General features: G+C 67.3%; 9 protein-coding genes. 3 read left to right on the top strand and 6 right to left on the bottom strand.

Features of this window, described 5'->3' with window-relative positions; translation table 11 throughout:
• Positions 1 to 2 precede the first annotated feature (2 nt).
• A complete protein-coding gene (locus EBN1_RS05555; RefSeq protein WP_011236940.1) occupies positions 3 to 539 on the top strand; it encodes a Dps family protein in 537 nt (178 codons plus the stop codon).
• Positions 540 to 600: 61 nt separating this feature from the next.
• On the opposite strand, the gene EBN1_RS05550 is transcribed toward EBN1_RS05555, so the two are convergent.
• The 5 genes from EBN1_RS05550 to EBN1_RS05530 all read right to left on the bottom strand — a co-directional run bounded on the left by EBN1_RS05550 (position 601) and on the right by EBN1_RS05530 (position 7,469).
• Entirely contained in the window at positions 601 to 1,080 is a 480-nt protein-coding gene (locus tag EBN1_RS05550) for a hypothetical protein (RefSeq protein WP_011236939.1), read from the bottom strand.
• An 8-nt stretch (positions 1,081 to 1,088) separates the two neighbouring features.
• Complete coding sequence (locus tag EBN1_RS05545; protein ID WP_011236938.1) at positions 1,089 to 1,457, bottom strand: DUF6152 family protein; 369 nt, start codon at positions 1,455 to 1,457, stop codon at positions 1,089 to 1,091.
• Positions 1,458 to 1,658: 201 nt separating this feature from the next.
• On the bottom strand, positions 1,659 to 3,086 hold the full coding sequence (gene adeC / locus EBN1_RS05540; protein ID WP_011236937.1) for an AdeC/AdeK/OprM family multidrug efflux complex outer membrane factor: 1,428 nt from the start codon (positions 3,084 to 3,086) through the stop codon (positions 1,659 to 1,661).
• Positions 3,086 to 6,247: an efflux RND transporter permease subunit gene (locus EBN1_RS05535; RefSeq protein WP_011236936.1), complete on the bottom strand. Its 3,162-nt coding sequence runs from the start codon at positions 6,245 to 6,247 to the stop codon at positions 3,086 to 3,088. The genes adeC and EBN1_RS05535 overlap by 1 nt, the downstream gene beginning before the upstream one ends.
• Before the next feature lie 10 nt (positions 6,248 to 6,257).
• Positions 6,258 to 7,469, bottom strand: coding sequence for an efflux RND transporter periplasmic adaptor subunit (locus EBN1_RS05530; protein ID WP_011236935.1), 1,212 nt, complete (start codon positions 7,467 to 7,469; stop codon positions 6,258 to 6,260).
• A 161-nt stretch (positions 7,470 to 7,630) separates the two neighbouring features.
• Here EBN1_RS05530 and EBN1_RS05525 point away from each other — a divergent pair, with 161 nt between their 5' ends.
• Both EBN1_RS05525 and EBN1_RS05520 read left to right on the top strand, forming a co-directional pair.
• A complete protein-coding gene (locus EBN1_RS05525; protein ID WP_011236934.1) occupies positions 7,631 to 8,245 on the top strand; it encodes a TetR/AcrR family transcriptional regulator in 615 nt (204 codons plus the stop codon).
• A gap of 319 nt (positions 8,246 to 8,564) precedes the next feature.
• On the top strand, positions 8,565 to 11,627 hold the full coding sequence (locus EBN1_RS05520) for a sensor domain-containing protein (protein ID WP_011236933.1): 3,063 nt from the start codon (positions 8,565 to 8,567) through the stop codon (positions 11,625 to 11,627).
• A 33-nt stretch (positions 11,628 to 11,660) separates the two neighbouring features.
• Here the strand turns inward: EBN1_RS05520 and EBN1_RS05515 are convergent, their stop codons facing one another.
• Complete coding sequence (locus EBN1_RS05515; RefSeq protein WP_011236932.1) at positions 11,661 to 12,701, bottom strand: porin; 1,041 nt, start codon at positions 12,699 to 12,701, stop codon at positions 11,661 to 11,663.
• Positions 12,702 to 12,731 lie beyond the last annotated feature (30 nt).

The following is a 12,731-nucleotide window of genomic DNA, read 5'->3' as shown; positions in this document are numbered from 1 at the left end:
GCATGGCATCGAAGAAGCAGGACAAGCAGGAAAAACAGGACAAGCTGGAGAAGCTCGGAAGAGGGGTGGCACGGATCGACATCGGAATCAGCGAGGATGATCGCGCGAAGATCGCGGACGGTCTGTCGGCGCTGCTCGCCGACAGCTACACGCTCTACCTGATGACGCACAATTTCCACTGGAACGTCACCGGGCCGATGTTCAACACGCTGCACGTGATGTTCATGCAGCAATACACCGAGCAATGGACGGCGCTCGACCTGATCGCCGAACGCATCCGCGCGCTCGGGTTTCCCGCGCCTGGGACCTACCGGGAATTCGTCGAGCGCGCGTCGATCAAGGAAATCGAAGGAGTGCCGAAAGCGTTCGACATGGTCCGCAGCCTCGTCGCCGCGCAGGAAGCGACCGCGCGCACCGCGCGCAGCCTGTTCCCGGTCGTCGATGACGCGAACGACCAGCCGACTGCCGATCTGCTGACGCAGCGCCTCGAAGTCCACGAAAAGACCGCGTGGATGCTGCGCAGCCTGCTCGAAGACTGAGCGGTTGCGCAGGACCGGGCGGCCGGCAGTGCCCGACAGTGCGCTGCCGCGCCGCCGTCCGTCACAGGAAACCGAGGAGCCTGCCGAGAAACAGCGTCGTGAGCCAGATCGCGAGCGACAGGCTGCCGGAAAGCCGCAGCGCCTGTGCCGTGCCGGTCGTGTGCGCGATCGCGCGCCGCCACGCCGCGCTGCGCCGCAGTACGAGCGCATTGGCGACGCCGGCCAGCACCAGCGCCATTTTGGTCCAGAACACCGGCAGCGCCGCGTAATCGGCGGGCTGCACGATGAACAGCAATGTGCCGGTGCCGATCGCCAGGATGCAGCCGCCGGCCGCGAACGGGAGGATCGTGCGCGCGAACAGCGCCACCGGCAGCGACGGCCACAGGCCGATCAGCCGCGCGTCCATCGGCACGATCGCGCCGACCAGCAGCGCGATGCCGAGGATGTGGGCGGCGCTGACGACCGGGTAGAGCCAGATCGAATGCCGCAGGTGGACCGACAGCGCCGAGGCATCGATCGCGGCGAGCAGTTCGCCGAACATTCCCGCCCCTAGTCGCGGTCAGGATACAGGTCGTACGTCGTGTTGCCGATGATCACGCGCTCGGCCTTGATGAGTTTCTCGCCGGGGCGCGCCGAGCGATGACCCGAGATCGTCACTCGCACGCCTTCGACGAGCATCTCGTCCCGCAGTCCGGCACGCGCATTGCGCCACGGCTGGCCGACTTCCGCGACCCATTGCTCGCCGCCGACGTCGAGCGTCACGCGCCCGTGCGGATTGCCGAGCCGCACCGATTTGACGACGCCGGTGAGCGCCGAGTTGTCCGGCTCGGCCCAGTTCCAGCCGTGGTGCGCGAGGGCCGGGCCGGCCGCCGCGAGGGTGGCCACGAAGGCGAGGAGGCCTGGGTGCCGAATGCGCATGGTGACGCTCTCCAGTGGACCGTGACCCGCGGGGCCGTGCCTGCTCTTGCTGCCTGCGTGCCGCCGCCGATCGCGATTCGACCGCGCGGCAGGCGGACAATTCCATGCGCGCCGGCTGCGGTGCGTGCCGGAAAGTTGCCGGGAGGTTGCCGCGAAGAGCGCCGCCGCGCCGGTGCCACGCCGTTCCCGGGCGCCAAAGCCTTACTGCCAGCCGCCGCCGAGTGCCTTGTACAGCGCGATGCGGTTGGCGGCGTCGGACTCGCGCACGGCGATCAGCTGGAGCTGGGCGTCGTACAGCGTGCGTTGCGCATCGAGCAGGCCGAGGTAGCTGTCGACGCCACCCTTGTAGCGCGCTTCGGACAGCCGGAAGCTCTCGGCGGTCGCGTCGACGAGGCGCCTCCGCGCGTCGAGCTGCTCGGCGAGCGTCGCCCGTTCGGCCAGCGCGTCGGCGACTTCGCGGAACGCGCCCTGGATCGCCCTTTCGTACTGCGCGACGTTGATGTCGCGCTGGATCTCGGCGACGTCGAGGTTCGCGCGCAGGCGGCCGGCCTCGAAGATCGGGATGCGGATCTGCGGCACGAAGCTCCACGTGCCGGAGCCGCTCGAGAACAGGCCGTCGAGCGTGCTGCTCGCGCTGCCGGCCGCCGCGGTCAGCGTGATCGACGGGAAGAAAGCGGCCCGGGCCGCACCGATGTTGGCATTGGCCGCGCGCAGCCGGCGCTCCGCCTCCAGGATGTCGGGGCGGCGCACGAGGACTTCGGACGGCACGCCGGCGGGCAGCTCAGCGACCGCGGTCATCGTGCCGGCGAGCTGCGGCGGCAGCAGCTCGGGCGGAACGCGCATGCCCGCGAGCAGCGCGAGCGCGTTCTCGTCCTGCGCGACGAGCGCGGTGAAACGCGCGGCGTCGGCGCGCGCGTCTTCCTGCAGCGTCTCCGCCTGCCGCAGGTCGAGCGCCGACACCGCGCCGGCCTCGAAGCTGCGTCGCGTCAGCTCGTACGACTCCTGCCGCGTCCGGTAGGTATTCCGGGCGAGCGCGAGGCGTTCGCGGTCGGCGGCGAGCGTCAGCCACGCGTTCGCGACTTCCGCGACGAGGCTGATCTGCGCGCTGCGGCGCGCCTCCTCGGTGCCGAGGTACAGTTCCAGCGCCTGCTCGTTGAGGCTGCGCAGGCGGCCGAAGAAATCCAGCTCCCACACCGAGAAGCCGATCGTCGCGCTGTACTGCCGGCTGATCCTCGCATCGCCGTTGGCGTTGCCGCCGCTACTGCCGCGCACGAGGTCCGCGGGCAGGCGCTGCGCGTTCTGGCCCCCGCTCGCGCCGATCGCCGGGAACAGGTCCGCGCGCTGGATGCGGTACTGCGCGCGGGCGCGCTCGATGTTGAGGGCAGTCACGCGCAGGTCGCGGTTGTTGTCGAGCGCCAGCGCGATCAGCTCGCGCAGGCCGGGCGCGGCGAAGAAATCGCGCCACGGCAGGGCGTCGGCCGCGGGGACTCTTGCCGAAAGCGTGTCCGGCGCCTGCGGGAAGGACGCCGGGACCGGCGCGGGTGGCCGTTGGTAGTCCGGCGCCAGCGTCGAGCATGCGCTCGCGACAGTGGCGGCGAGTGCGGCCGTCAGGATGCGGAGTCGGGTCATCACTTGGCCTCCTCGGCGACAGGCGCGATGGTTGCGGGCGGAGCGGGTTTTTTGCGGAAGACGCGGATGATCACGACATAGAACAAAGGAATGAAGAAAATGCCCAGCACGGTCGCGGCAATCGTGCCGCCGAGCACCCCGGTGCCGATCGCGTTCTGGCTGCCGGAGCCGGCGCCGGTCGAGATCGCCAGCGGCAGCACGCCGAGGCCGAACGCGAGCGAAGTCATCAGGATCGGGCGCAGCCGCATGCGCACCGCGTCGAGCGTCGCGGCGACGAGCTCCTTGCCTTCCTCTTCCATCTGCGCTTTCGCGAACTCGACGATCAGGATCGCGTTCTTCGCCGACAGGCCGATCGTCGCGAGCAGGCCGACCTGGAAATAGACGTCGTTCGACAGGCCTCGCCCGGTCGCCGCGAGCAGCGCCCCGAGCACGCCGAGCGGCACGACCAGCATCACCGCGAACGGCACCGACCAGCTCTCGTACAGCGCCGCCAGGCACAGGAACACGACCAGCAGCGACAGCGCGTACAGTGCCGGGGCCTGCGCTCCGGAACGGCGCTCCTCGTACGAGGTGCCGGTCCATTCGTAGCCGATGCCGGCAGGCAGCTTCGCCATGATCTCCTCGACCGCGGCCATCGCGTCGCCCGACGACAGGCCTGGCGCCGCCTGGCCGAGGATTTCGACTGCCGGCTGGCCGTTGTAGCGTTCGAGGCGAGGCGAGCCGTAGCTCCAGTGCGCGGTGGCGAACGCCGACAGCGGCACCATCTCCCCCTGACGGTTGCGTACGTACCACTTGGCAAGGTCTTCAGGCTTCATGCGCGCGTCGGCGTCGGCCTGCAGATAGACTTTCTTGATGCGGCCGCGATCGAGGAAGTCGTTCACGTACGTGCCGCCCCACGCCGTTGCCAGCGTCTCGTTGATGTCCGCGACCGAGACGCCGAGCGCGCCGGCCTTGGCGTGGTCGATGTCGAGGCGGAATTCAGCCATGTCGTCCTGGCCGTTCGGCCGCACCCCGACGAGCCGCTTGTCCTGCGCAGCGAGGCCGAGGAACTGGTTGCGCGCGGCGACGAGCGCATCGTGGCCGAGGCCGGAGCGATCCTGCAGGAAAATGTTGAAGCCGCTCGCGGTGCCGAGCTCGAGCACGGCCGGCGGCACGAACGCGAACACCATCGCTTCGCGGATCTGCGCGAACGCGTCCATCGCGCGCCCGGCCACCGACTTGACGTCCATTCCGGGTTCACCGCGCTCGTCCCAGTCCTGCAGGTTGATGAACGCGAGTCCCATGTTCTGCCCGCTGCCGCCGAAGCTGAAACCGGCCACGGTGAAGATCGAGCGCACCGTGTCCTTTTCGTTCTCGAGGAAATGGTCCTCGACTTTCTTCAGCACCGCCAGCGTGCGGTCCTGGGTTGCGCCGGCCGGCAGCGTGACCTGGCTGAACATCACGCCCTGGTCCTCTTCCGGCAGGAACGAGGTCGGCATGCGCAGGAACAGCAGCGCGAGCACGGCAATGATCGCCAGATAGATCGCGAGGAAGCGCAGGCTGCGGTGCAGGATGCGGCCGACCGTCGACTCGTAGCGCCTCGTGTTGCGCGCGAACATCCCGTTGAACCAGCGGAAGAAGCCCGAGAACCAGCCGCCTTCGCCGTGTTCGTGGCCTTTCTCCACCGGCTTGAGCATCGTCGCGCACAGCGCCGGCGTGAAGATGATCGCGACCAGCACCGACAGCGCCATCGCCGCGGCGACGGTGATCGAGAACTGCCGGTAGATGACGCCGGTCGAGCCGCCGAAGAACGCCATCGGGATGAACACTGCCGACAGCACGAGGCCGATGCCCACCAGCGCACCGGTGATCTGGTCCATCGAGCGCTTCGTCGCCTCCTTCGGCGACAGGCCTTCCTCGCTCATGACGCGCTCGACGTTCTCGACGACGACGATCGCGTCATCGACGAGCAGGCCGATCGCGAGCACCAGGCCGAACATCGTCAGCGTGTTGATCGTGAAGCCGAACGCCGCCATCACGCCGAAAGTGCCGAGCAGCACTACCGGCACCGCGATCGTCGGGATCAGCGTCGCGCGGATGTTCTGCAGGAACAGGTACATCACGAGGAACACCAGCGCGATCGCTTCGAGCAGCGTCTTGACGACGCCCTGGATCGAGATCGCGACGAAAGGCGTGGTGTCGTAAGGCACCACCACCTCCACGCCGGCGGGAAAGTACGGGGCCATCCGGTCGAGCTGTGCCCGCACCGCCGTCGCGGTGTCGAGCGCGTTCGCGCCGGCGGCAAGCTTGATGCCGATCGCGGCCGCGGGCTGACCGTTGTAGCGGCCGACGGTGCCGTAGTTCTCGGCACCGATCTCGATCCGCGCAACGTCCTCGAGCCGCACTTCGCCGCCTTGGGCCGAGCTGCGCAGCAGGATGTCCTCGAACTGCCCGACTGTCTCCAGCCGGCTCTGTGCCGTGATCGACGCGGTAAAACCCTGTCCCTCCACCGCGGGCGTACCGCCGAGCTGGCCGGCGGAAACTTCGTTGTTCTGGGCACGGATCGCCGCCTGGACGTCCCCTGGCGTGAGGCCGAACTTCACCAGCTTCGCCGGGTCGAGCCACACCCGCATCGCGTACTGGGAGCCGAACACCTGGACTTCGCCGACGCCGGTGACGCGCGACAGCGGATCCTGCACCGTCGACACGAGGAAGTCGGCCAGGTCGACCTGCTTGAGGCTGCCGTCCTGCGACACGAAACCGACGACCATCAGGAAGTTGGCAGTCGATTTGGCGACCTGCACGCCTTGCTGCTGCACCGCCTGCGGCAGCAGCGGCAGTGCCAGTTGCAGCTTGTTCTGTACCTGCACCTGCGCGATGTCGGGGTTGGTGCCGGCGTCGAAAGTCAGCGTCAGCGAGGCGCGGCCATAAGAATCCGACGACGACTTCATGTACAGCAGGCCGTCGAGACCGGTCATCTTCTGTTCGATGATTTGAGTGACCGAATCCTCCACGGCTTTCGCCGATGCTCCGGGATAGCTGGCGTTGATGACGACCGTCGGAGGGGCGATCGACGGATACTGCGACACCGGCAGCGTCAGGATCGACAGCGCGCCGGCGAGCATGATGACGATCGCGATGACCCACGCGAAGATCGGTCGGTCGATGAAAAAGCGTGCCATCGTCGCGTCCTCAGTTCTTCTGCGCGGCGGCAGGGGGAGCGTTTGCTGCCGCGGGAGGGGCCGCGCCGGCTTCGGTCACCTGCACCTGGGCGCCGGGGCGCACGCGCTGCAGCCCTTCGACGATCACCCGGTCGCCGTCGGCGAGACCGGCGGTCACGACCCATTTGTCGCCGAGCGACTGCTCGGCGGTGACGCTGCGCGCCTCGACCTTGCTTTCGCCATCGACGACCATGACTTGGGCGTTGCCGCGCGGATCGTGACTCAGCGCTGCATGCGGCACGAGCACGGCGTCGCTCTTGACGCCTTGCGGCAGCCGCGCGCGCACATACATGCCGGGCAGCAGTTCGGCGTGCGGATTCGGGAACACCGCGCGCAGCGTCACGCTGCCGGTGCCTGGATCGACGGAGACCTCGGAAAACGCGAGCCTGCCTTCGGCGCCGAAGACGCTGCCATCCTCCAGCACCAAGCGCACGGGTACGGTGTCGCCACTTGCCCGTTGCAGCCTGCCTTCGGCCAGATCGCGCTTCATGCGGATCAGCTCGCTGCTCGACTGGGTGACGTCGACGTAGATCGGGTCGAGCTGCTGCACCGTGGCGAGGGCCTGGCTCTGGTTCGCCGTCACCAGCGCGCCGGGCGTGACCGCGGAACGGCCGATGCGCCCGGCAATCGGCGACGTGACGCGGGTAAAGGCGAGGTCGATTTTCGCTTTCTCGATCGCCGCCTTCGCGGCCGCGACTTCAGCCTGGCCCTGCTGCAGTGCGGCCGTCGCGTCGTCAAAGGCCTGCTTGCTCACGGCGTTGATCTTGACCAGGTCGGCATAGCGGTCGGCCTTGAGGCGCGCGGCGTAAACATTCGCCTCGGCGCGCGCAAGATTTGCCTTGGCGCTGTCGTAAGCGGCCTGATAGGTCGCCGGGTCGATCTGGTACAGCACCTGACCCGCCTTGACGTCGCTGCCTTCGGTGAATGGGCGCTCTTTGATGATGCCCGTGACTTGCGGGCGCACTTCCGCGATCAGGTAAGGCGCCGTGCGCCCCGGCAGCTCGACGACGAGCGGCACCGCTTCGGTGTGCACGGTGACGACGGTCACTGTCGGGGCAGGAGGGGGGGGCGCAGCGGCGTCTGCCGAGCCCTGTTGCTTGTCGCTCCCGCAGGCAGCGAGCAGCACGGCGCTTGCCAGTGCGATGGCCACTGGCCGGAACAGCCGATTGCCGTTGATCCCCATGAATCGCCTCTCGAAATGGTTGGACCGGTGCCGGAAAGTGTGCACCGTCCGGGTGGGGTGCAAAAATAGAATGTTTATTCTAGAATGACCATTCTATGTTAGGATTTTCCGCAGTGCAAGATCGATGCAATACATCTTCAATATCTCCGGAGACCCTGCGAATGCCCCCCGACTCCGCCCCTCCCGACCCGCCGCGCGCCGAAGTCCGCCGCGCACAGATTCTCGCCGCCGCGGGGGACTGTTTTCGCAGCAAGGGCTTCCACGGTGCGAGCATCGCCCAGATCTCCAGGATCGCCGGCATGAGTCCGGGGCATATCTATCACTACTTCGAAAACAAGGAGGCGATCATCGCGGCGATCGTCGCGCAGGACCTGGAACATGTCCTGGCGATGACCGCCTCGCTGCGCGTCGCCTGCAACATGAAGGAGGCGATGGTCGAACACGTTGCCGACGGCGTCGAGCGCAGCCTCGAACCCCGGGCGGCAGGACTCAATCTCGAGATCCTTGCCGAGGCGGCTCGCAACCCGCATGTCGCCGATATCGTCCGGTCCGCTGACCGCGTGTGCCGCGGCAGCCTCGCCCTAACGCTGCGCGACCTGCGCCGCGCGGGCGGCCATGACGACGACGAGGCGACGATCGCCGGCATGATCGAAGTGCTCGCGGCGATGTTCGAAGGGCTGGCGAGCCGCAGCATCCGCAACCCGGAGCTCGATCGCAGCGTCGTCGTGCGGCTGTTCGAGGGTGCGCTGCGCGACTTGCTCAGCCAAAATCCCTGACTCCTGACTCCTGACTCCTGACTCCTGACTCCTGACTCCTCCCCGGCCCGGCCCGGTCGAGGGCAGCCGCGGTGGCTGGAAATTGCTCCCGGAATATTGGCATGGCATGAAAATCATTGTTTCGAGGTATTTCCGTGCTGAGCTCCGTCGGGTACGTTTCAGTCTCATGGCTTGCGTGGGATGAATTCCTGTCCTTTGATGAATATCTCCAGCGGAATCAAGAGTTCTCACTGCCAGGGAAGCGCGGGACGTCGGAAGTCCGACGCCGGATGTCCGCTCGCTGCAGCGGCGAACGCCGGATTCACAGACGAGGTGCATTTTGGACGACCCCCTCAGCGACGGGCGCACTCCTCTTCCGGAGTGGCTCCCCCCCGGCGGCGAAACGGGGGCGCTGGTGCGCCGCATCGACTGGGGCCGGACAGCGCTTGGCCCCGTCGCGCAGTGGCCGGGGAGCCTCAAAACGGTCGTCGCGCTGGTCCTCGGGGCGGGTTTTCCGGCGGCGCTGCTGTGGGGCAGTGATCTCGTCCAGCTCTATAACGATGGCTTTCGGCCGCTGCTCGGCGTGCGCCATCCCGAGGCGCTCGGGCGCACCGCAAGGGACAGCGGGACCGCAGCGTGGCAGGTTCACGAACCGTTGTGCCGGCAGGTGATGGCCGACGGCGACGCGGTCATGCTCTCCGAGCAGGTCATCGACCCGTCGTCCAGTGACGGCGCCCGGCCGCTGTACGTGACGAACTGCTACAGCCCGGTCCGTTGCGAGGACGGGAGCATCGGCGGCGTGCTCGTGACGGTAATCAACGATACGCCGCGGATCCTCGCACGCCGACGCCAGGAGGCGAGCGAGGCGCGCTACCGGGCGCTCTTCGAATCGATCGACGAAGGGTTCTGCATCCTCGAGATGATTTTCGACGGGCACGCGGAAGCGGTCGATTATCGCTTCATCGAGGTCAATCCGGCGTTCGGGCAGCACACCGGTCTGGTCGATGTGGTCGGGCGCCGCATGCGCGAGCTGGTGCCGGAACATGAATCCTTCTGGTATCAGATCTACGGCGAAGTGGCGCTCACCGGAGAGCCGGTTCGTTTTCAGCGGCGCGCCGCGATGCTCGACCGCTGGTTCGACGTCTATGCGTTCCGCTACGGCAAGCCGGACGAGCGCCAGGTGGCGGTGGTGTTCAGCGACATCACCGACGAGGTGCGCACCGAAGCGGCGCTGCTGGCCGGGCATGTCCGCTTCCGCCGCCTGTCCGAAGGGCTCGAGCGGCTCTCGCGCGCGGACAGCAGCGCCGAACTCCTGGACGAGCTGCTGCGTGCGGCCCAGAGGCTCGTCGGTGCGGACGGCATCACGGTCGAGCTCGACAATGGCCGGTTCCGCTGCATCGGCAGGGGGGCGATGAACGGGGCGGTGTGGGAACGCAGCCATCATCCGCTGATCGCGAGCGTCGCGGAGTGGACCGTCCGCCACTGCCGGACAGCGGTGATCGTCGATGTGCGCGACGACGATCGCGTGTCCGCGGATGTGCTCGAAGGGGTATCGAAGCGCGGCTTGGTGATGGTTCCGGTCGGCGGTGCGATCCCCACCGGTGCCGTCGGAGCGTACTGGCTCGAGCCGCACCGGTCGGACGACGAGGAGGTTGCGGTGCTCGAGGTGCTGGCGAGTGCCGCCGGGACTGCGCTCGCGCGGCAGCTCGCCAGCGACCGGCTGCGCCAGAGCGAAGAACGTTTCCGCGTGCTCGTCGAGGAAACCGCCCAGGCGGTGTGGGAAGGCGATGCCGCGGGAGCCCTGGTCGTCCATTCGCCGTCCTGGTCCGCCTACACGGGCCAGACTTTCGAGGAAATGGCGGGCTTCGGATGGCTCGATGCGATTCATCCCGACGACCGCGCCCGCGTCGAAAGGGAATGGCGCGCGGCGGTTGCCGGCCGGCGCGTGTTCGATACGGAACTTCGCCTGCGTCACTACTTGGGCGAGTGGCGCTGGGCCAACGTGAGGGCGGCGCCGCTCGTCGGGGCGGACGGCGAGGTCGAGAAATGGGTCGGCATGAACATCGACATCACCGACCGCAAAGAGGCGGAACAGCGCGCCCATGAAGCGGCGCTGCACGACTCGTTGACCGCGCTGCCGAACCGCCGGCTGATCTTCGAATACGCCGAGCACCTGCTCGCGGCAGCCGGGCGCAAGCACAGCCAGGGCGCGTTCCTGTTCATCGACCTGAACCGCTTCAAGCCGGTCAATGACCTTTATGGCCACGAAGCCGGCGACCGGCTGCTGCAGGAGGTCGCGTGCCGACTGAAGGCGGGCGTGCGCAAGGAAGACATCATCGGCCGACTCGGTGGCGACGAGTTCATCGTCCTGCTGCCCTATCTCGAGCAGACGCAGGAAGCGATGAACATCGCGCAGTACATCGTCGAAAGCGTGTCGCAGCCATTCATGATCCGCGACGCCGAAGTATCCGTTTCACCGTCGATCGGCATCAGCCTGTTTCCGCAGCACGGCATGACTGTCGATGGGCTGATTCGCGCCGCCGATCTGGCGATGTACCAGGCCAAGCACTGCAGCCGCGGTGCTTACTGCGTGTATGAGCCGAACCTCGAACACCGCGACGACGTGTCGACCTCGGTGGAGGGGCGGCTCAAGCAGGCGCTCGCCAAAAACACGTTCGCGCTGCATTACCAGCCGGTGATCGACCTGAGAACCGGTGCCGTCAGGGGAGCGGAGGCGCTCCTCCGCTTTGCCGGCGAGGACTGCGAGGCGCTCGGCCCCGGGCTCTTCATTCCCGTCGCCGAATCGTCGGGCCTGATCGGCGCCATTGGCGAGTGGGTCACCGCCGAAGCGTGCCGCCAGCACATCGCGTGGGCCGCCGAGGGGCTGGAACCGGTGCCGATCGCGATCAACGTGTCGCCGGTCCAGTTCCGGCAGCGGCGCTTCGTGCAGCGCCTCGCGGACATCCTGCGCGACGGCGGCATGAATCCGGCATCGTTGCTGCTCGAGATCACCGAAAGCGCAGTGATGGACAACGCCGACGATGCTGCCGGGATTCTTGCCGCAGTCAGGGCGCTCGGCGTCAAGGTCGTGCTCGACGGCTTCGGCACCGGCTGCTCGAGCCTGGCCCATCTCGGTTCGCTACCACTCGACAAGCTCAAGATCGACCGTTCGTTCGTGGAGGGCATCGGCCAGGATTCGACGAGTCGCGCGGTTGTTGAGGCCGTCATCGCGCTCGGGCGCACGCTCGGGCTGGAAGTCGTCGCCGAAGGGATCGAAAGCGGCGATGTGCTCGCGTACCTTGAGGCGCACGGCTGCGACCAGGGCCAGGGGTATTTCCTCGGGCGGCCGCTGCCGCGCGACGAATTCGCGCGGCAGTTCCTGGGCCACGGCAGCCAATCCTAGCGACGCCCGTCGAGGCCATGGGTCAGGAACGACTCAGAAAGTGTGATTCACGCCGACCATGAGGCTCGTGCTGTTCTCGCCCGTCTGACCGACCGCACTCGCGACGAATGTCGCATCTTGCGCGGAGTCGTTGTTCACCCGCGTGGCGAAAGCATAAGCCGTGGTCCGCTTGGAAAGCGCGTGGCCATAGCCGACGGTCAGGTTCGTCGCGTCCATGGCGGAATTCTCGTGATCGAGGCGGCCGATCGCGAAATGGAGCTTGCCGGCCGAACTGACCGGCGCAATCGCACCGACCTGGTAGACCTTGTTGGTGTCCGAATCCTGCTCGACCTGCTGGTAGCTGGCGAGCAACGTGACGACGCCGAAATTGTACGAGCCGCCCGCGTACCATTCCTTCTTGTCGTCGCGGCCCACTGCGGCCGGCATGTTCCGGCCGAGATGGTAGATCACGTTCGCGCCGAGCGGGCCGTTCGCATATTCGGCGCCGATGCTGAAGCGATCGCCCTGGCGGCGGTTCGTCGCCTGATTTTCCTCGCTGAACGCGTAGATCGTGTTGACGGTGAGGCCGCCCATGTTCGGCGAAATGTAGTTCAGCGCATTGTTCGCGCGTGCTGGGCTCGCCGGCACGATCGTCGCGCCGGCCTTGATGCCCAGCATTGCTTGCGGCCCCCACGGCGTGCCGATCGCAGCGTCGTACTTGAAGACATAGTAGCCGGGAGCGTACTGACGGCCGAGGCCGGCGAAGCCGAAGCTGCCCTTCAGTCCGACGAATTGCTGGCGGGCGCGCAGTCCGGTGGTGCCGATGCCTTCGTTGGCGTCGTTCAGGAGCCCATATTCGAGCGCAAACACCGCCGCCACGCCGTTGCCCAGCGCTTCAGTGCCACGGAAGCCGACGCGGGAGCCGGTCAGGCCGCCCGGATCGATGCCGGTCTTCCTGTTGTCGCCCATTTTTCCGTAGCTGAAATAGGCGTCGACGACCCCGTAGAGCGTCGTCGCCGACTGAGCCATGACGGGCGCCGACGCCAGGCCCGCCAAAACAACGCCGGCTGCGAGCGCTGATTGTTTTTTGTTCATTGATTCCCTTTCGATAACAGCCTGAACGAG

Source organism: Aromatoleum aromaticum EbN1 (assembly GCF_000025965.1).
GTDB classification, from domain to species: Bacteria; Pseudomonadota; Gammaproteobacteria; order Burkholderiales; family Rhodocyclaceae; genus Aromatoleum; species Aromatoleum aromaticum.
Note: the sequence above shows the minus strand (reverse complement) of the source record. Positions and strands in the feature narration are given on the sequence as shown.